This is a genomic window from Glycomyces halotolerans (genome assembly GCF_054779575.1).
Genome location: NZ_BAAGXZ010000001.1, coordinates 79,531 through 98,390, shown reverse-complemented (window position 1 = coordinate 98,390; position 18,860 = coordinate 79,531). Strand labels below are relative to the sequence as shown.

Sequence of the window (18,860 nt, the reverse complement as noted above, 5' to 3'; positions counted from 1 at the left end):
CGGCAATCGGCACAACATCGCTTAGGATGGCACCCACGCGCGGCCGGGCCACGGCTCGCAGGTTCCTCCCAGCGTGCCCGCGCAGCCGCAGACCGGCGCACCGAATCCGACAGTGACCCTTAGGAGTGACCGTGACCGAGCAGCGCACGCTCGTGCTGATCAAACCCGACGCCGTCGAGCGCGGACTCATCGGAGAGGTCCTCTCCCGGCTTGAGCGGAAGGGACTGCGCATCGAGCGGATGGAGTTGCGCACCATGGACTCCGAGCTCGCCGACGCCCACTACGACGAGCACGTCGGCAAGCCGTTCTACCCGGGTCTGAAGGAGTTCATGACCTCCGCGCCGCTGGTGGCCCTCATCGCCGCAGGCGACGAGGCGATCCCGGCGGTCCGGGCGCTCGCAGGCGCGACCGACGGCCGCAAGGCCGAGGCCGGAACGATCCGAGGGGACCTGTCGCTGTCGAACCAGCGGAACCTGGTCCACGCCTCGGACTCCGAGGAGTCGGCCAAGCGCGAGATCGACCTGTGGTTCGGCGCTTAGACACCGGTTAACGGCTGGCGGCGGCGGGGCCGCCGTCGGTATCTTGTGGCGATGGCATCGACCCATGAACGAGCGGCCGTCGAGCAGATCGGCGTCGACGACTTCTTCCGCGTCGACATCCGCGCCGGACGCATCACCCGCGCCGAGGTCAACGCGAAGGCCCGCAAACCGTCCTACAAGCTCTGGATCGACTTCGGCGAACTGGGGGAGCGCAAGTCCAGCGCCCAGATCACCGCGCGGTACACCGCCGAGGAACTGGTGGGGCGCACGGTGGTCGCGGTGACGAACTTCCCGCCCAGGCAGATCGCCGACTTCATGTCGGAGGTGCTGGTGCTCGGCGTCCCCGTGCCGGGCACCGACGAAGTCGTGCTCCTGTCCCCGGACGCGGAGGTCCCGCCGGGGGCACGGGTCTCCTGAGAGACCGATCGATCTCGATGGGAAGCCCGATCGGCCGTCCGGCAAGCTGAGCGGCGGAGCCGCTCTCTTTGCAGCCTTGACTCCTCGAGCTCGAAGTAGGAGAGCGGCATGCGCTCGGTGGTCGGGTGCGAGACATCACTGTCCACTTCGACTTCGGCTCCGTCTAGTGCCGAAGCTTGGCCGGGAGCTCTGCGAACACGTCGCGGGGCCGGGAGAGCGACTCTCCCGGCCCCGCGTTGCGTCTAGTCGACTTTCGCACGTCTGGGCGTGTCGGCCTTGACTCGGATCTGACGCCGATGCCAAAGTTTCGACACGCGCTCTGCGCGACAACTGAATAGGAAGCGGCGGCCCGCCCTTCAATCGCCAAACTGTCCGGCGGGCCGCCTCCCTACCATCGGAAGGAAAACCTCCCTTGGTCTCTGTCAGCCTACGCCAAAACCCGGTGCCCGCAACAGAGCGAAACACCGCCCCGATCAGGTGGACCGCCGTCCGGCCCACCTCCGCCACCCCGGCCTGGGCGCTCCCCGCCGAGCCCGGTTCGCCCGAGTCCGAGCGTCCCCGCGAGCCGGGGGCGCCCTGGACTCTGCCGCCCCGCCGCCCGTCACCGATATCGGCAGGTCGCCGTCCCGAGCCCCGGCCGCGCCCGTCCTATGCCTGGCGCGTGTCCTTCGAAGAGCCCGAACCGGCCGCCGAAGCCGAGACGGCGCCGCTGCCGGCGGTCGCGGACGAAACCGAGCACCACACTGCGAAGCGCCTGATGCTGCTGCTCGGGTTCGCCTACCTCATGCTCGCCGCGCTCGCCTCCGGTCTGGGCTGGACCGCCTACTTCGCCGACCACGACGGCCGCGACCGCGAGCCCCAACCGCAGGGCGTCACCCCGCCGAGCGTCCCATCGGCACCGGCCCGGACTCCCGAGCGCGATCCGAACGCGCCCGGCCTGCACACCCGCCCGGACGGGTCCCGCTACCTGGTCGTCCCCATCCCGCCGCCATGGCACGGCCCGGTGCCGACCGCCGCGCTCGCCCCGGGCGGTGCCGCATGAGCCTTCACAACGTCATCGACGCCGCCGGGCTGCCGGTGCTCGGCACCGAGACCGTCGACGGCCGACTGATCCAGTACTCCTGGCCGATCGGGCAGGACCGGCTCCGGCTGCTGCTGTGCGGCCGGGCGCCCTCCGGCGTCGGCTTCGGGTTGTGCGGCGGCGAGCCGCGCCTGGTGCTGTCCGAACCGGCCAACGCCGACTGGGCCGGGGCCCACGCCGGTCCCATCATCGCCGCCGCCGTCCGGATTTGGCACCGCACGTTCCGCGACTGCGAAGGATGAACCGGGCCATGGCCGGCCGTCTCGGCTCCGGCTCTCGCCGCGAGCCGTCCCGAGCGGCTGCTAAGGCAAGTACTTGTTGTGCTGGAACGTCGTGGCCAGGAGCGCTTCTACGGCCGGTTCGAAGCGGTGCGAACCCGATTCGGGCACGGCCGCCACGCCGAGGAAGATCCCGTCGTCCCCGGGATCGACCAGCAGCAGCGCCACGTCCTCATAAGTGTCGGGCGAGTTCTCGAGCGAGTCCCAGGTCACGCGAGTCTCGAGGAGCACCGCCGGGTGCGAGTCGACGACGGTGTCGGTCAGGACCGGCTCCGACCTGGCCACATTGGTCGCGCTGCTGTACGGGTAGTCGAACACCCACGTGTCGATGATCTCGGTCGCGGTGCCGTGCAGGTCCTCGGGGTCGGCGTTGAGCCCGAACTCGCCGAGCCGTCCGACCATCATGTACGAGATCCACGTGTCGGTGTGCGAGACGCTGACCGCGTGCGCGTCCTCGGCGAGCAGCTCGTCCGCGCCCGGGCCGCGATAATCGAACCAGCCGTCGTCGGGGATCGGCGTGAGCGCCCCGAGCGAGCGGACGCCCAGATGGCCGTCCGGGATCTCCATCGCCTCCGGTTCGAGGCTCGGCTCGTGCGCTCCGCAGGCCTCCCCGGCTTCGCATTCGGGCCCGGTCGGGCCGCCCGGGGTCTCGCCGTCGTCGCCGAGCAGCGCCACCAGGCCCGCGACGACCAGGACCATCACCGCCACGACCGCGAGGAACACCAGTCCGGCGCGCGCCTTCGGTCCTGGCCCGGCCGGTTCCCGCCTCGGCTCCGGCGGGCCGGGATCGGTGGCCGGCCACGACCACTGGTACGGGTCGGCGGCCCGTCCACCGCCTGGGCGCGAGGGCGAGGTCATGCCCCGATCGTATCCGCGCCGGTCCAACGCCGGGGCCGCGCCGAAGGTCCCGTCAATATCCGTCGGAGACCACGTTGACCAGCTGCTCACCGGCGGCGAAGCGCCGAATCTGGTCGCCGATCGGCGGGTACATCCGGCCCAGGGCGCCTTTGACCGCGCCGCCCACGTGCGGGGTGATGATCGCGCCCTCCAGGCCCCACAGTTCGTGGTCGGCCGGAAGCGGCTCCGGCTCGGTGACGTCCAAGGCACAGCGCAGACGCCCGGAGGCGACCTCGGCGGTCAGCGCCTCCGTGTCGACCACCCGGCCGCGCGCGGCGTTGACCAGCAGCGCGCCGTCCTTCATGCGGGCGAGGAACGCCGCGTCGACCAGACCGGCGGTCGCTTCGGTGAGCGGCACGATGACCACGACCACGTCGGCCTCCGGCAGCAGCTGCGGCAGTTCGTCGACGGTGCGCACGCCAGGACGCGGAGTGCGCGCGACCTTGGTGACGTTCACCGCCGAGGCCTCGAACCTCCGGGCCACCGCCTCGCCGATGGCGCCCGCGCCGATGATGAGCGCCGACCGCCCGACCAGGCCCGGCGACGACTTCGGCGCCCAGTCGTGCTCGGCCTGAAGACGCGCGTACCGGTCGAGGTCGCGCGTCGAGGCCAGGGCGGCGGCCATGACCCATTCGGCGGTCGACTCGGTGTGCGGGCCGCGGTTGTTGCACAGGACGACGCCTTCGGGGACGACCGGCGCCCACGTCTCGGCGCCGGCGCTGAGCAGCTGCACGACCTTGAGGCTCGGGAAGTCCTTGAGGACCTCGGCAGGCTCGACCGAGCCGGGAGGCACCCAGAACTCGACGTCGGTGGGGTCGGAAGGATAGGAGCCGCCGTCGAACACCTCGACCTCGACACCGGTGGGCATCGGGCCGAGACGTTCGCGTCCCGCTTCGTGAGCGATCCAGATTTTCATGCCGTCATCGTACGAGCCCGCCGGTCACACCGGCCTCACGCGGTACTTCAGGCACGCGAACTGCCCGACGGCCTTGGCTTCGGCCAGTTCGAGCCGGTCGGACAGGATCCGCCTCGGCAGCAGCGGCGCGCCGCCGCCGAGGAACACCGGCGCGGCCGAGACGATGATCTCGTCGAGCAGCCCGGCGTCGAAGAACTGGCCGACCAGGTCGCCGCCGCCGACGATCCACCGGTCCTTCTCGCCGGCGGCCTCGGCCATCTCGGCGTGGACGCCCGCGACGTCGCCTGAGGCGAAGCGGAGATCGGCGCCCGGCACGGCCGGCAGGTCGCGGTGGGTGAGCACCCACGACGGCTGCTCGTACGGCCACCGATCGGGATGGTCCATGAGCTTCTCGTGGGCGAGGATCCACTCGTAGGTCGAGGCGCCCATGCACACGGCCCCGACCCCGGCCATGAACCGGTCGAACTCCCCGAGGGGTCCCTCCTCGGCGTCGGCGTCGTCCGGGTGGCCGCCCTCGACCGAGAACAGCCACTCCAGCGAATGATCGGGATCGGCGATGTACCCGTCGATGCTCGTTGCGGTGTTGTAGACAGTTTTGGCCATCCGACCACCCAACCACGGACGACCGACATCGCGGAAGCGAAGTCGGCGGACTTCGTGTCGTTCCGGCCCTGCACCGTCCTATACGTGTACAATACGTGTATGCGTCAGACAGCGGTTTACCTGCGGAAAGATCAGCGCGAGGGCCTCAAGCGGATGGCGGCACGGCTCGGACGCAGCGAAGCCGAGCTGCTGCGCGAAGGCGTGGACCTGGTCCTCGCTCAGCACGGCGAACCGCTCGGCTCCTGCGAGATGCCGACAGCGAGTGCCGGAAGGCGGCTCGCGGACCGGACCGATGAACTCCTGGACGGCTTCGGAACCGACCGTTGATCCTCATCGCGGACACCTCGGGCCTGCTGGCCACCATCAATACCGACGAGGCGGAGCACGAGGCGTGCAGGAAGGCCATCGCCCTGTCCAGCCATCTCGTCCTCTCGCCGCTCGTCCTCGCCGAACTGGACTACCTTGTTGCCCGCCACCTCGGCGAAGACACGGCAATGGCGATCACCGACCACATCGCGGCGAAGGTGAACGAAGGCGCGTACACGGTGCCGACGGTCGACCCGGACCTCCTCGCGGCGACACGGCCTGTGCGCGCCCAATACCGAGCGCTTCAGATCGGCTTGACCGATGCCGTCAATGTAGTGCTGGCGTCCCGCTTCTCCACGGCGGCGATCCTCACACTCGACCGGCGACACTTCAGAAAGATCGTTCCGATCTCCGGGCTCGAACAGGCATTCCAGCTGCTCCCCGACGACCTCGAGTAGCTTGCGGCCGGTGGCGCCGCGGCGCCACCGGCCTCGGACATGCGGCCTACTTCGCAGTCAGGCGCAGGACATTGCCGATGATCCGGTGGCCGTGCGCTCCGGCGGCGGTCAGGATCGACTCGGGGTGGAACTGGACGGCGAACCAGCGCCGCTTCGGCGCCTCGATCGCCATCACCACGTCGTCGATTGCGGCCGTCGGCGCGAAACCGCCCTTGACCTGGTCCGGAGTGGCGTACAGCGAGTGGTAGCGCGCGGCGGTGACCTCATCTGGCAGGCCCTCGAACAGCCCGCCGCCGAGGACCTTCACACTGCCGGGCTTGCCGTGGCTCGGCTCGGGCAGCAGCGACAACTCGCCGCCGGCGTGCTCTACCATCGCCTGCAGGCCCAGACACACGCCGAACGCCGGCAGGTCGCGCCGCGCGATCTCGTCCAGCAGCGCGGCGGTCCCGAAGTCCTCGGGCCGGCCCGGCCCCGGGGAGAGCACCACCAGATCCGGGTCGGTCTCCTCGAGCACCTCGGCGGCGTCGAAACCGAACCGCAGCGTCGTCACCGCGCAGCCGTGCTGCCGGAAATAGTCGCCGAGCGTGTTCACGAACGAGTCCTCGTGGTCGACCAGCAGCACCTTGCGGCCCTCGCCCGCCCGGCCCCCGGCGACCTCGATCGGCGTCGGCGCCGCCGCGGCCGCCCCGATCCCGCCCGCGGCCGTCTCCAGCAGCGCACGGGCCTTCAAATGCGTCTCGGCCTCCTCGGCCTCAGGCTCCGAGTCGTACAGCAGCGTCGCCCCGGCCCGGACACAAGCGACCCCGCCCCGGATCTGCGCGGTGCGCAGCGTCAAGCCCGTGTTCATCGACCCGTCGAAGCCGATGAAGCCGACCGCGCCGCCGTACCAGCGCCGCGGCGTCGTCTCCTGCTCCTCGATGAACCGCATCGCCCACGTCTTCGGCGCGCCGGTCACCGTCACCGCCCACATGTGCGTCAAGAACGCGTCCATGGCGTCCATGTCGTCCCGCAGCCGCCCCTCGATGTGGTCGACGGTGTGGATCAGCCGCGAGTACATCTCGATCTGGCGGCGCCCCAGCACCTTCACCGACCCCGGCACGCACACGCGGGCCTTGTCGTTGCGGTCCACGTCGGTGCACATCGTCAGCTCCGACTCCTCCTTCGGCGAGCCGATCAGCTCGGCGATCTGGGAGGCGTCGTGCATCGCGTCGTCGCCGCGCGCGATCGTGCCCGAGATCGGACACGTCTCCACGCGGCGGCCCTGCACCCGCACGAACATCTCCGGCGACGCCCCCACCAGGTACTCGCCCTCGCCGAGGTTGAAGATGAACTCGTACGGCGCCGGGTTGGCCTCGCGCAGCCGCTCATAGAACGCCGTCGGCGAATCGCACGCGGCGTACATCTCATGCCCCGGCACGACCTCGAACAGGTTCCCGGCCTTGAACTCGCGCTTGGCGCGCCGCACCGTGTCGGCGTACACCCCCGGCACCGGCCCGTCCGGCACCTCGGAGGCCGGCTCGTACTCCAGGACCTCGGTCGCTCGGGCCAGCCCCGCCGTCGAGCGCCCGCCCAGCGAGAACTCGTAGCGGCGCACCTCGGCGGTCTCGCGCTTGCGGTCGACGACGTACACCTCGTCGGCCAGGTGCAGCACCAGGTCCCGCTGGTCGGGAGCGCGGTCCTTCGCGAGCGCGATCGGCTCGAACTGGTAGGCCAGGTCGTACCCGAACGCGCCCCAGAAGCCCAGGTAGGGGTCGTCGCAGGCGAGCGCGTCGCGCATGACCCGCAGCGCCGAGAACGCCGTCGGGAGCTTCGACCGCTCCTCCTCGGGCACGCGACCGGTCGGCGCGGGCACCTCCACTCGGACCTCGTGGTCATCGCGGGTCACCTCGCCGATCCCGGACTCGGCCAGCGCGTCGGCCAAGACGTCGACGAGCAGGTAGCCGCGGGCGTTCAGGGTCCGAACCTTCACTGAGCGGCCCCTGGCGACGACCTCGAGGGCCGGGTCGACATAGGCCAGGTGGTAGCGCGAATACCGCCCCGGGTACTCCATGCCGGAGGACAGCACGCCGCCGCGGCGGGCCTCCACCTGGGCGACGATCGAGGTCAGATCGTGGTCGGGAAGATCGGCGACGGTGCGGTCGACCGTCACGCCTGAGGGTGTCTGGAACGTGGTCATCGGGCCTCGGTTTCTGCTGGGATTCCGGTCCCGCGTCGAGGCGGCCGACCCCGGATACGACGAAGCGACCACCATCGAGGCGGTCGCCGCCTAACTGCACGCAGAAGCAGGAGCGCCGCCTAAGCGACGCCACCACCAGGTGCGTGCGGGAGTTCTCACGACACCGATGCTACCTGTCCGAAGCGTGGGAACAAATCCGGTAGGAGGCGCGCCGGGGCGGGCGCTAGACTTGGACGCAAGAGCGCAGACCCGGCCATCACCGGCGAGCTTCCGGAAGAACGGGCCCCGCATTCGCGCGGGCCTCAGTAGAACCGGACGGGAGCGGCCCGTCACCGCCGCCGAATCGAGCGGGCGCGCCTGCGGCGCGCCAAGCGAGGTGGTACCGCGGGCCCGAAGGCTCGTCCTCGCACACCAGATGTCCGCAAGGTGTGATGAGGAGACGGAGACACCGCGCCAATGGCCTATCCACTCGACGACCCCGCCCGGGGCGTTCCGGCGAGCCCGAACCTGCCCGAGGTCGAGCGCCGCGTGCTCGACTTCTGGGCCAAGGACGACACTTTCAACGCCTCCATCGAGGCCCGCGCGGCCGGCGAGAACGGCGCGAACGAGTTCGTCTTCTACGACGGACCGCCCTTCGCCAACGGCCTGCCCCACTACGGGCACCTCCTCACCGGCTACGTCAAGGACATCGTCCCCAGGTACCAGACCATGCGCGGTCGCCGCGTGGAGCGCCGCTTCGGCTGGGACACCCACGGCATGCCCGCCGAAGTCACCACCGAGCAGGAGCTCGGCCTGAAGTCGAAGGCCGACATCGAGGAGTACGGCGTCGACCGCTTCAACGCCGCCGCCAAGGCCTCGGTCCTCCAGTTCACCGGCGAGTGGGAGGAGTACGTCACCCGCCAGGCCCGCTGGGTCGACTTCCACAACGACTACAAGACGCTCGACCTGGACTACATGGAGAGCGTCATGTGGGCCTTCAAGACCCTCTACGACAAGGGCCTGATCTACGAGGGCTACCGCGTCCTGTGGTACTGCTGGCGCTGCGAGACGCCGCTGGCCGCCACCGAGACCAAGATGGACGACACCTACCGGGACCGGCAGGACCCGGCCGTCACCGTCGGCCTCGACGTCGCCGGCGACGGCCCCCTGGCCGGCGCGAAGCTGCTGGTGTGGACCACCACGCCGTGGACGCTGCCGTCGAACCTCGCCGCCGCCGTCCACCCCGACGTGGACTACGCGGTCGTAGAGGCCGAAGGCTCCCGCTACCTGCTCGCCGAGGCCCGCGTCGCCGCCTACGCCCGCGAACTGGGCGAGGACCCGCGCGTGGTCTCGCGCCACAAAGGCGCCGAACTGGTCGGCCTCGAATACCGGCCGCCGTTCGACTTCTTCGCCGGCAGGACGAACGCGCACCGCGTCCTCGCGGCCGACTACGTCACCACCGACGACGGCACCGGCGTGGTCCACATCGCGCCGGCCTTCGGTGAAGAGGACAAGCTCGTCACCGACGCGGCCGGCATCGAACCGGTCGTGCCCGTCGACGACTCCGGCCGGTTCACCGAAGAAGTGCCGCCCTACGCCGGGATGCACGTGTTCGACGCGAACAAGGCGATCATCAAGGACCTCAAGGCCGCCGAGAGCCTGCTGCGCCACGACACCTACAACCACAACTACCCGCACTGCTGGCGCTGCGGCTCACCGCTGATCCAGCGGGCCCTGTCGGCCTGGTTCGTCGCGGTCACCCGGTTCCGCGACCGCATGGTCGAGCTCAACGACCAGATCGACTGGACCCCCTCCCACATCAGGGACGGCCAGTTCGGCAAGTGGCTCGCCGGCGCGCGCGACTGGAACATCAGCCGCAACCGCTTCTGGGGCGCCCCGATCCCGGTCTGGGTCTCGGACGACCCGAACCACCCGCGCGTCGACGTGTACGGCTCCCTGGCCGAGCTCGAACGCGACTTCGGCGTCAAGGTCACCGACCTGCACCGCCCCGGCATCGACGAGCTCACCCGCCCCAACCCGGACGACCCGACCGGCAAGTCCACCATGCGGCGCGTCCCCGAGGTCCTCGACTGCTGGTTCGAGTCGGGCTCGATGCCGTTCGCGCAGGTGCACTACCCGTTCGAGAACGCCGAATGGTTCGACCACCACTACCCGGGCGACTTCATCGTCGAGTACACCGCCCAGACCCGCGGCTGGTTCTACACGCTGCACGTCCTGGCCACGGCCCTGTTCGACCGGCCCGCGTTCCGCACCGCCCTGGTGCACGGGACGCTGCTGGGCGCCGACGGGCAGAAGATGTCGAAGTCGCTGAAGAACTACCCGGACGTGCGCACCTCCTTCGAGGAGTACGGCTCCGACGCGATGCGCTGGTCGCTGGTCGCCTCCCCGGTGCTGCGCGGCGGCGACATGCCCGTCACCGAGACCGGCTTCAGGGACGCGGTCCGCCAAGTGGTCCTGCCGCTGTGGAACGTGTGGTACTTCTACACGCTCTACGCCGGCGCCTCCGGATACGAGACCACCCCGGAACAGGCTCGAACGGCCGCACTGGCCAGCGAGCACCGGCTCGACCGGTACCTGCTGGCCAAGACCCGCGAACTGGTCGAGACCATGTCCGAGACCATGGACGACTACGACCTGGCCGGTGCCACCGCCGCGTTCCGCTCGTACCTGGAGAGCCTGACCAACTGGTACGTGCGCCGCTCGCGCGACCGGTTCTGGGAGGGCGACGGGCGCGGCTTCGCGACCCTCGCGACGGCGCTGAAGACGGCCTGCGAGGTGGCCGCGCCGCTGCTGCCGCTGGTCACCGAGGACATCTGGAAGGGCCTGACCGGCGGGCGGTCGGTCCACCTGGCCGAGTGGCCCGACGCCGAGGAGCTGCCCGCCGACCACGACCTGGTCGAGGCGATGGACACCGTCCGCGAAGTCGCGTCGGTGGGCCTGTTCATGCGCAAGGCCCGCAAGCTCCGGGTGCGCTTGCCGCTGGCCAAGCTGACCGTCGCCACCGGCCACGCCGAACGGCTCGCGCCGTTCGCCGACCTGCTGCGGGACGAGCTGAACGTCAAGGCCGTCGAGTTCGACTCGAACCTTGACGCCTACTGCAAATCGGACCTGAAGCTGGTGCCGCGAGTGCTGGGCCCCCGGCTCGGCAAGGACGTGCAGCGCGTCATCAAGGCCGTCAAGTCCGGCGACTGGACCGCCGAGGGCGGCACCGTGACCGCCGGAGGCGTCGAGCTCCAGGACGGCGAGTACGAGCTGACGCTCGTGCCGACCGAGGCCGACCGGACGCAGGCGCTGCCGAACGAGGCGGGCGTGCTCGTGCTCGACACCGAGGTGACCCCCGAGCTGGCCGCCGAAGGTGTCGCCCGCGACGTGGTCCGGGTGATCCAGCAGGCCCGCAAGGACGCCGATTTGCACGTGTCCGACCGGGTCGCGGTCACCGTCGACGGCGAAGCCGAGGTCCGCGACGCGGTGGAGGCCCACCGGGCCTTCGTCGAAGGCGAGACGCTCGCGAGAGAGTTGACGTTCGGCGACCTGCCCGAAGAGGCCACCTCCGGCGAAGCCGGAGAAGGCCGCACGGTCAGAGCCGCGGTCCGCAAACTCTAGAAGAGCAATCGGAACCGGCTGCCCCCGATCGAGGGCAGCCGGTTCCGTGCTCGGTCGGGGGTCAATCGCGGCCTAGCCGAGCGGCCGTGTCCAGGTGGCTAGGACCTTCGCGATCTCAGGAACCTCGTGGTCGCCTTGCGCGACCTCCCGGAAGAAGGCGTCGCCTTCTTCCGGGGTAGGCGGCTCGAGATCGTATCCGTTGAGCTCGTACATCGTGAAAGCAGCCATGAAGGCAAGTCGTTTATTGCCGTCGATCAGCGCGTGGTTCCGTCCCAGCGAGTGAACGAGAGCCGCTACTTTTTCGTGCAGGGACGGGTAGGCGTCCGCGCCGAAGATACTCGACTGCGGCCGAGCTTCCGCCGACTCGAGGAGCCCCCAGTCGCGTACAGGCGGCTCTGTACTGCCGGTCACACGGCAGGCGATCTTGATGAGCTGTTTGAGGTTGAGGTACTCGGTCACTTCGCGAGCCGCTCCAAGAGCTCCTGGTGGCGTTCCATGCCACGTTCGAGCGCTTGATTGAACCGCTGTTCTCTCTCAGTGAGATAACTGTGAATCGCCTCGACGGCAAGCTCGTGCTTGGAGCGGTGCTCCTTCTCGGCACGCTCAGTCAGCAACCGGTCGTCTTCTTCTGAAAGTCGCAAGGTCATGGCCATACGATAATGCTATCTCGTGGTAGCACGTAGTAGCAAGCTGTCTTGCCTGATTGTAGGCGTGTCGGATCCTTCAGTCGCAGTGAGGGCCCGGACGCCGCAGGCGTCCGGGCCCTCAATTGCGGCTCTCCGCGGCACTAGCCCATGAAGTCGCCGCAGATCTTCCACTCGTCGTCTTCTTTGACCAGGTCGAAGGTCTCGGAGCTGGTCTCGCCGTTCTCGGTCATCTCGACCTCGACGGTGGCGGTGTCGCCGTCCTCGGTGGTCTCGCCGAGCTCGTACGACCAGTCCTCGGGGATGAGCTCCTCGCCCATCATCTCCCGCATCTGGGCGCGCTCGTCATCGGTCATCGCGGCGATCTCCTCGGTCTGCGAGTTGATCTCGTCCGCGACGTCGCCGCACAGGTGCTTCTCACCGAGCTCGGCGGCGCGGTCGGTGTCGCCGTCGACCAGGGCGTTCACGAGGTCCTCGACGCCGTTGTCGAGGAAGTCCTCGACAGCGCCCTCAGGGCTGGCGCCGCCACCGCAGGCGGCCAGCGCCAGGGTCATGGCGAAAGCGCCGCCGGCGAGAGCGGTACCGCGGCGAGCGGCGGTGAGCTTGCTCTGAATGCTCATGGGTTCCAATCGATCAGGGATCCGGGTCGTGCCCGGGGTGTCGAAGCCCCGCCGAAGCGGCAGGGGCTTCCGGGGTCGACGCGACTTTAGCACCAGCGTGCAAACCCCTCGGGAAGTGCGATCGAATGATCGGCGTCGCGATCCCTACGAGAACTCCGGCCGCCAAGTGCGGTCCTCGGACACGTAGTAGAACGCCGTCCCGATCCGGTCCTCGTCGACGCCCTTGAGCTTCGCCCAGGCCTTCCGGTAGACCTCCAACTGCAACGCCGCGGCCTCGGCCGCCGCGCCCTCCGGCGGCCGCCCGGTCTTCCAGTCCACGACCTCGTAACCGCCGTCGTCGGTGGAGAACACCGCGTCGATCCGGCCGCGGACCACCACGCCCTCGTACTCGACCACGAACGGCACCTCCTGGGCCACCGCGCTCCGGCCCGCCCACTCCGAGGCCCGGAACCGCTCCTTCAACCGCGCCAACTCCTCGTCGCCCACCGCCTCATCGGCCGCTCCGGGCAGGTCGGCGGGATCGAACAGCGCCCCACCGCCGAAGAACTCCTCCACCCAGGCGTGGAACTCGGTGCCGCGGCGGGTGACCTGGCGCGGCGGCTGCGGCATCGGGCGGCGCCGCGAGGCCGCGAAAGCCTCCCGGTCGGCGCGAAGCGCCATCAGCTGCGAGGTCGACAGCCGCTCCGGGCGCGGGATCCGCACCACACCGGACTCCCGCTCCTCGCGCTCGGCCAGCAGCAGCTCGGCCTCCTCGGCCCACTCGCGGGCCGCCGGGGCGTCGCTCAGCTCGCCGTCGGAGGCCAATACCAGCTCGGCGGCGGCGGCGAACGCGTCCTGCCGCGAGCCCAACGGCGCCTCCCGCGGCCACTGCGCCGTCCTGCCCTGGTCCTCCAGTGGATTCGCATCGCCCGACTCGGCCCACGCCGCGATCACCGCGCCCGCCTCCCGGGCCTCCTCGAGGTACGGGGCCGGCGCGTGCGGCCTGCCGCTCTCGGCGTCCCACCAGTAACCACTGGCCAGCAGCCGGCGCTTGGCGCGGGTCAACGCGACGTACGCGAGCCGCCGCTCCTCGTCGAGCCTCGCCTCCTTGTCGGCGGCCTTGAACGCCCGCAACGCGTCCTTGACCTCCTTGGGGTCGCGCGTGTCCGCCAAGTGGAGCCACGGGAGGTTGTCGGCGTCGCCGCGCAGCGGATACGGCAGCCGCGACGGGTCGGTCACCCACGTCGAGCCCGGCCCACCCCCCGGCAGGATCCCCTCGCACAGCCCCGGCACCGCGACCACGTCCCACTCCAGGCCCTTCGCCGCGTGCACCGTCATCAGCTGCACCACGCCGCCGACCGTGCTCGCGCCCTCGACGACCAGGCCGCGCTCGCGTTCGGCCGCCGACTCCAGATACGACAGGAAACCCGGGATGCTCGCGCCGCTGGTGTCGTTCTCGTAGGCGGCGGCGATGTCGGTGAACTCGTCGAGGTTGGACAGATCGCCTTGGTGGAGCATCACCTCCACATCGAGACCGGTCTTGGAGACGACGTCGCCGACCACGTCCGGCAGGCTCTGCCCGAGCCTGCCGCGAATCCAGGACAGCTCCTCGTGGAGCTGGACGAAGCGCAGGTACCCCAGCGCCGAATAACGCTCCGGCTCGCCGGGATCGGCCAGCGCGTCCGCCAGCGACGCCTCGGTCTCCACGCCCGCGTCGGGCTCGAAACCGCGGACGTCCGGGGCCAGTTCGCGGGCCCGGTTCCACAGCGCTCCGATGTCGCGCGGGCCGATCCTCCAGCGGGTCCCGGTCAGCAGCCGCATCAGCGCCGGCCCGCTGGTCGGGTCGGCGGCGGCCCGCAGCATCGCCACCACCTCGGCGACCTCCGGATAGAACAGCAGCCCGAGCGAACCCACCACCTGGACCGGCAGTCCGGCCGCGGTCAGCGCCCGGTGCAGCGCCGGGATCTGCCGGCGCTTGCGCACCAGCACCGCCGCCGTCTCGCCCTTGTCCCGGCGCCAGTGCTCGACCAGGCGCGAGGCCACCCACGCGGCCTCCTCGTCTGCCGTCAGGTGCATCGCCGCGTCCACCGCGCCGGCGCCTTCGACGCCGGCGGTCAACGGCGGCACCGTCCCGGCCCGCAGCGGCGCCGAGACCGCGTTGGCGATGTCGAGAATGCGTTCGCGGTTGCGCCAGGACCTGGTCAAGTACACCGTCGACGCCGGTCCCCCGGCGGTGTCCGGGAAGTCGGTCGGGAAGCGCTGCAGCGTGCCGGCCGAGGCCCCGCGCCAGGAGTAGATCGACTGGTTCGGGTCGCCCACGGCCGTCACGGGGTGCCCCTGGCCGAACAGGTCCCGCAGCAGCGTCACCTGCGAATGCGACGTGTCCTGGTACTCGTCGAGCAGCACCACCCGCCACCGGTCCCGCTCGGTCGAGGCGATCTCCGGGGCCAGCGCCACCAGCTCGGCGGCCAGAGAGAGCTGATCGGCGAAGTCCATCACGCGGTGCTCGCGCTTGCGCCGCTCCCAAGCCTCCACCAGCGGCAGCAGCTGCTCGTGCTTGCGCAGCAGCGCCGCCAGCGCCCGGAACTCGGCGTTGTCGCGTCCGGCCTGCCGGTCCTCGAGGTCGGCGCCGAGCTGCCGCCCGAAGTGGCGCAGGTCCTCGCCGTCGCGCAGGTGCTCGGCCAGTTCCCCCGAGAGCCTGAGCACCAGCTCGGTGACCTTGTCGATGCCGACATCGAACTCGGTCATCTCGCCGTCCCAGGCGGTGACCAGGTCCCGCGCCAGCTGCCAGCGCCCCGTCTCGGTGACCACGCGGGTGCTCGGCTCGACGCCGACCCTGATGCCGTGCTCGGAGACCAGGCTCGCCGCGTACGCGTTGTAGGTCGACACGGTCGGCTCGCCGTGCAGTTCGGACAGTTCGGGGATGCCTTCGGCGAGTTTCCGCAGCTTCTCCCGCACCCGCGCCGACAGCTCGGCGGCGGCCTTGCGGGTGAAGGTCAGGCCGAGGATGTGCTCGGGCCGGGCCACCCGGTTGGCGATGAGCCACACCACCCGGTCGGCCATCGTGGTCGTCTTGCCCGAACCCGCGCCGGCGATCACCAGGAGCGGCGCGGGACCGGCCTCGATGACCGCCTGCTGCTCGGGGGTCGGGTTCGCCTCCCCGAGCCGGTTCGCGAGCCCCAGCGCGCTGTAGCGGGTGCGACTACTCATCGGTCACCTGCCGTCCCTCCTCGGCTATGGGGCAGCAGTTCTTCACCGAGCAGGTGGCGCACTTGGAGGAGTACCGCGCCTCGAAGACCGGACCGCTCATCTGGTGGGCGGTCTCGTCGACGACCTCGCGCGCCCAGTCGGGGTTCTCGGACTCGCTCAAGGGGCCCTGCCGCAGCGACTTGGTCTTGGTCTTGTTGTCCACGCTCGGGTAGACCAGCTCGGCGCCGCCGCTCTCGCCGCCCTCCTCGAAGGCGCCCTCCGACACGGCCAGCTGGTAGGCGCCGAGCTGCGGGTTGTCCTCGGCCTCCCGCTGAGTCGGGGTGTGCTTGCCGGTCTTGAGGTCGACGATGTAGACCCGCCCGCTCTCGTCGCGCTCGAGCCGGTCGACCTGGCCGGACATGACCACTTCGACGCCGGGCGGCCCGAGTTCGAGCTTGACCCGGAAGGACCGCTCGGCGCTGAGCAGTTCTCTTTTGTTGGCGCGCAGCCAGTTCGCGAACCGCTCGACGGCGCCGGAGACTCGTCGGCGCTCCTGGGCCGCCTGCCACGGGGCCTCGAACGGCAGCCGGTCGAAGTGCTCGGCGACGACGCGTTCCATCACCGCGCTCGGATCGGCGTCGGGCGTCTCGGCCACGGCCTCGGCGGCGGCGTGGAGGAGCGTCCCCATGTGCCGGGGGAGCAGGTCGCCGTCGTCGCCGCCGTGGGACTCGAGGACCCAGCGGAGCCCGCACTGGCGGGTCTTCTCCACTTGCGACGGCGAGATCTTGACCGTCTCGCCCGCCATGGCCAGGGCCCGCTCGTCGGACAGCTCGGCCAGCCCCCACCAGCTCGCCGGGTCCGCCCCGGGCACGGAGGCTTCGGCGAGCCGCTTGAGCTGCGCCGCTGCCGCCGCCCGCCCGGGGTGGGTCTCGTCGACGGCCGCCTCGCGCAGTCGCGCCACGAGCGCGGCCAGGCTCAGCGGCCGCACCCCGCGCGGCGGGACGGCCGGCTCCAGCCCGAGTTCGGTGCAGAACCGGCTGGGCTGCTGGTCGTCGGAGTCGACGGCGGTCACCATCAGGCGCCCGCGCGCCCTGGTGCAGGCCACATAGAACAGTCGCCGCTCCTCGTCGAGCAGTTGCGCCACGGCGTCGACGTCGGCGCGGCCGTCGAGGATGTCGACCAGGGCCTCGGCGCCCATCACCGAGCCGCGCGGCCGCAGGTTCGGCCACGAGCCCTCCTGGGCCCCGGCCACGACCACGAAGTCCCACTGCCGTCCGTGCGAGGCGTGGGCGGTGGTCAGCGTGACCGCGTCGCCGAGGTCGGCCCGGGCCGACAGTGAGTCGCCGGGCAGCTCCTGGTGCAGCACGTGCTCGCAGAACACGTCGACGCCCGCGCCGGGCTGCTTGTGCTCGTAGTCGGCGGCGAGGTCGAACAGCGCGATCACGGCGTCGAGCTCGGCGTCGGCCCGCTGCGCGCGCCGGTCGGACGACAGGGCCCGGCGGCGCAGCCGCTCGCCCATGCCGGAGGTCTCCCAGACCGTCCACAGGACCTCGGTGACCGAGCCGGGCGTGCGCGCGGCCGTGAACAGCGCCGAGAGCCTGCGCGCCGGCTCGGCCCACGGCTCCTCGGGCAGCGAGGCGATCTCGCCGGGGTCGCCGAGGGCCTCGACGAGGAGGTCGGAGGCGGGGGAGAAGTCGTCGGCGGCGACGGCCAGGCGCCGCAGCTCCTGGCGCAGGCGCCGTTCGGCGAACGGATCGGCGCCGCCGAACGCCGAGTGCAGCAGACCGGCGGCCGTCGCCTCGTCGAGCCGCTCGGGGTGCCGGCCGGTCAGGACGATGCGCAGCAGGTCCCGGACGGTCGGGTGGGCCGGCAGCGGGACGTCGTCGGCGGCCTGCCGCGTGGGCACCCCGGCGTGCTGCATGGCGCGCCGCAGATGCGGGATCGAGGAGGCCGACTTGACGACGACCGCCATGTCGCCGTAGGCCACGCCGTCGATCAGGTGGGCGCGGCGCACGGTGTCGGCGATGAACGTCGCCTCCCGCGTCGGCGACGGCAGGAACCTGACCGACGCCGAGCCCTCGGCTTCCGAGGCGGTGCCGCGCCGCCGGTCCCGGTCGGGTCCGCGCAGCCGCCGCGACAGCGCCACCGTGGCCGCCAGCGGCGCCGAGGCCACCGCGTGCGTGTCCGACAGCTGCACCGACGGGGCCTCTTCGCCGGTGAGCGTGGCGAACCGGTCGGGGAAGTGCCGGACGATCTCCGGGTCGCCGCCCTGGTAGCCGAACACGGCCTCGTCGGGGCAGGCGGCGGCGACCAGGTTCGCGCCGTCGCCGGCGAGCAGCTCGAGCAGCTCCACATGCGCCGGAGTGGCGTCCTGGAGGTCGTCGACGAAGACCCACGCCGGGCGCGGGTACAGCTCGGGCCGGCGTCGCAGCTCGGCGGCGGCGGCCCGCACGATCTCGGCCGAGTCGTAGAGCGCGCTGGAGACCGACTGCACCGCCAGCGTGGTGACGTAGCGGTCGTAGAAGCGCGCCGCGGCGATCCACTCCGGACGATCGTGTTCGCGTCCGAGCGCCGCCAGCGTCCGCTCGTCGACGCCGCGCTCCCCGCAGCGCAGCACCAGGTCCCGCAGCTGCTGGGTGAACGCGTAGGTGCGCAGCGCCTCCGAGAGCCCCTCGGGCCACCCGAAGTCCTCGGTCGCGAGCATCGAGCGGATGAGCGTGTCGGCCTCGGGCGCGGTCAGCAGGCGCGGCTCGCCGCGGCCGTCGGCGACCGCCGCCGCCCGCAGCACCGCGAAGGCGAATGCGGGGAAGGTGAACACGCCGACCTCGGCGGCGGAGAGCTTCGCGGTCATCGCGTTGATCCGGCCGCGCAGGTACGCGGTGTCCTGGCGGCGCAGACCGAAGACCAGGACCGAGTCGGGTTCGACCCCCGACTCCACTTTCGCGGCCGCGCCTCGGATCAGCGCCTCGGTCTTGCCGGTGCCCGGGCCGCCTCGCACGAGCAGCGGTCCCGAGGCGTGAGCGGCGACCGCCCGCTGCGCCGGATCGAGATCGAACTCGTACGGCGCGGCGGGCGGATCGGTCAACTCGTATGCAGGCCCGGCCGCTCCCCTCATGGGTACTAACCCAATCACAGGGCACCGACAGGCCGTCAG

The 18,860-nt window shown here is 71.0% G+C and carries 16 protein-coding genes; 7 read left to right on the top strand and 9 right to left on the bottom strand.

Annotated elements, in window-relative coordinates; all coding sequences use genetic code 11:
- Positions 1-125: 125 nt before the first annotated feature.
- The 4 genes from ndk to ACYVL2_RS00500 all read left to right on the top strand — a co-directional run bounded on the left by ndk (position 126) and on the right by ACYVL2_RS00500 (position 2,279).
- Complete coding sequence (gene ndk, locus ACYVL2_RS00515; protein ID WP_460539070.1) at positions 126-539, top strand: nucleoside-diphosphate kinase; 414 nt, start codon at positions 126-128, stop codon at positions 537-539.
- A 51-nt stretch (positions 540-590) separates the two neighbouring features.
- A complete protein-coding gene (locus ACYVL2_RS00510; protein ID WP_460539068.1) occupies positions 591-956 on the top strand; it encodes a tRNA-binding protein in 366 nt (121 codons plus the stop codon).
- Between the two features lie 661 nt (positions 957-1,617).
- Positions 1,618-1,998: a hypothetical protein gene (locus ACYVL2_RS00505; RefSeq protein ID WP_460539066.1), complete on the top strand. Its 381-nt coding sequence runs from the start codon at positions 1,618-1,620 to the stop codon at positions 1,996-1,998.
- Positions 1,995-2,279 (top strand): hypothetical protein, encoded by a 285-nt coding sequence (locus tag ACYVL2_RS00500; protein WP_460539064.1) that lies wholly within the window; start codon positions 1,995-1,997, stop codon positions 2,277-2,279. The genes ACYVL2_RS00505 and ACYVL2_RS00500 overlap by 4 nt, the downstream gene beginning before the upstream one ends.
- 60 nt (positions 2,280-2,339) lie before the next feature.
- On the opposite strand, the gene ACYVL2_RS00495 is transcribed toward ACYVL2_RS00500, so the two are convergent.
- From ACYVL2_RS00495 to ACYVL2_RS00485, 3 genes are read right to left on the bottom strand one after another with little or no spacing between them, the layout of a single operon-like run.
- Complete coding sequence (locus ACYVL2_RS00495; protein ID WP_460539062.1) at positions 2,340-3,173, bottom strand: hypothetical protein; 834 nt, start codon at positions 3,171-3,173, stop codon at positions 2,340-2,342.
- 52 nt (positions 3,174-3,225) lie between these two features.
- Entirely contained in the window at positions 3,226-4,128 is a 903-nt protein-coding gene (locus ACYVL2_RS00490) for a 2-hydroxyacid dehydrogenase (RefSeq protein ID WP_460539061.1), read from the bottom strand.
- Positions 4,129-4,152: 24 nt separating this feature from the next.
- Positions 4,153-4,731, bottom strand: coding sequence for a dihydrofolate reductase family protein (locus tag ACYVL2_RS00485; RefSeq protein WP_460539059.1), 579 nt, complete (start codon positions 4,729-4,731; stop codon positions 4,153-4,155).
- Positions 4,732-4,830: 99 nt separating this feature from the next.
- Here ACYVL2_RS00485 and ACYVL2_RS00480 point away from each other — a divergent pair, with 99 nt between their 5' ends.
- Positions 4,831-5,058 (top strand): hypothetical protein, encoded by a 228-nt coding sequence (locus ACYVL2_RS00480; protein WP_460539057.1) that lies wholly within the window; start codon positions 4,831-4,833, stop codon positions 5,056-5,058.
- Positions 5,055-5,495 (top strand): PIN domain-containing protein, encoded by a 441-nt coding sequence (locus tag ACYVL2_RS00475; RefSeq protein ID WP_460539055.1) that lies wholly within the window; start codon positions 5,055-5,057, stop codon positions 5,493-5,495. The genes ACYVL2_RS00480 and ACYVL2_RS00475 overlap by 4 nt, the downstream gene beginning before the upstream one ends.
- Positions 5,496-5,541: 46 nt before the next feature.
- On the opposite strand, the gene ACYVL2_RS00470 is transcribed toward ACYVL2_RS00475, so the two are convergent.
- Entirely contained in the window at positions 5,542-7,671 is a 2,130-nt protein-coding gene (locus ACYVL2_RS00470) for an anthranilate synthase (RefSeq protein ID WP_460539053.1), read from the bottom strand.
- 456 nt (positions 7,672-8,127) lie between these two features.
- On the opposite strand from ACYVL2_RS00470, the gene ileS reads away from it, so the two are divergent.
- Positions 8,128-11,274: an isoleucine--tRNA ligase gene (ileS, locus tag ACYVL2_RS00465; RefSeq protein WP_460539051.1), complete on the top strand. Its 3,147-nt coding sequence runs from the start codon at positions 8,128-8,130 to the stop codon at positions 11,272-11,274.
- Positions 11,275-11,346: 72 nt separating this feature from the next.
- On the opposite strand, the gene ACYVL2_RS00460 is transcribed toward ileS, so the two are convergent.
- The 5 genes from ACYVL2_RS00460 to ACYVL2_RS00440 form a co-directional block, all read right to left on the bottom strand.
- Positions 11,347-11,733, bottom strand: a complete 387-nt coding sequence (locus ACYVL2_RS00460; RefSeq protein ID WP_460539049.1) for a type II toxin-antitoxin system death-on-curing family toxin — start codon at positions 11,731-11,733, stop codon at positions 11,347-11,349.
- Positions 11,730-11,927: a ribbon-helix-helix protein, CopG family gene (locus ACYVL2_RS00455; RefSeq protein WP_460539047.1), complete on the bottom strand. Its 198-nt coding sequence runs from the start codon at positions 11,925-11,927 to the stop codon at positions 11,730-11,732. The genes ACYVL2_RS00460 and ACYVL2_RS00455 overlap by 4 nt, the downstream gene beginning before the upstream one ends.
- Positions 11,928-12,061: 134 nt before the next feature.
- Entirely contained in the window at positions 12,062-12,538 is a 477-nt protein-coding gene (locus tag ACYVL2_RS00450; protein ID WP_460539045.1) for a nuclear transport factor 2 family protein, read from the bottom strand.
- Between the two features lie 144 nt (positions 12,539-12,682).
- Positions 12,683-15,727 (bottom strand): UvrD-helicase domain-containing protein, encoded by a 3,045-nt coding sequence (locus ACYVL2_RS00445; RefSeq protein WP_460539043.1) that lies wholly within the window; start codon positions 15,725-15,727, stop codon positions 12,683-12,685.
- On the bottom strand, positions 15,720-18,791 hold the full coding sequence (locus tag ACYVL2_RS00440; RefSeq protein WP_460539041.1) for an ATP-dependent helicase: 3,072 nt from the start codon (positions 18,789-18,791) through the stop codon (positions 15,720-15,722). The genes ACYVL2_RS00445 and ACYVL2_RS00440 overlap by 8 nt, the downstream gene beginning before the upstream one ends.
- Between the last annotated feature and the right edge of the window lie 69 nt (positions 18,792-18,860).

Coding starts and splice junctions, on each gene's coding strand:
- ileS (WP_460539051.1), top strand. CDS start 8,128: ATGGCCTATCCACTCGACGACCCCGCCCGGGGCGTTCCGGCGAGCCCG.
- ACYVL2_RS00495 (WP_460539062.1), bottom strand. CDS start 3,173: ATGACCTCGCCCTCGCGCCCAGGCGGTGGACGGGCCGCCGACCCGTAC.
- ACYVL2_RS00445 (WP_460539043.1), bottom strand. CDS start 15,727: ATGAGTAGTCGCACCCGCTACAGCGCGCTGGGGCTCGCGAACCGGCTC.
- ACYVL2_RS00480 (WP_460539057.1), top strand. CDS start 4,831: ATGCGTCAGACAGCGGTTTACCTGCGGAAAGATCAGCGCGAGGGCCTC.
- ACYVL2_RS00485 (WP_460539059.1), bottom strand. CDS start 4,731: ATGGCCAAAACTGTCTACAACACCGCAACGAGCATCGACGGGTACATC.
- ACYVL2_RS00500 (WP_460539064.1), top strand. CDS start 1,995: ATGAGCCTTCACAACGTCATCGACGCCGCCGGGCTGCCGGTGCTCGGC.
- ACYVL2_RS00455 (WP_460539047.1), bottom strand. CDS start 11,927: ATGGCCATGACCTTGCGACTTTCAGAAGAAGACGACCGGTTGCTGACT.
- ACYVL2_RS00490 (WP_460539061.1), bottom strand. CDS start 4,128: ATGAAAATCTGGATCGCTCACGAAGCGGGACGCGAACGTCTCGGCCCG.
- ACYVL2_RS00470 (WP_460539053.1), bottom strand. CDS start 7,671: ATGACCACGTTCCAGACACCCTCAGGCGTGACGGTCGACCGCACCGTC.
- ACYVL2_RS00450 (WP_460539045.1), bottom strand. CDS start 12,538: ATGAGCATTCAGAGCAAGCTCACCGCCGCTCGCCGCGGTACCGCTCTC.
- ACYVL2_RS00510 (WP_460539068.1), top strand. CDS start 591: ATGGCATCGACCCATGAACGAGCGGCCGTCGAGCAGATCGGCGTCGAC.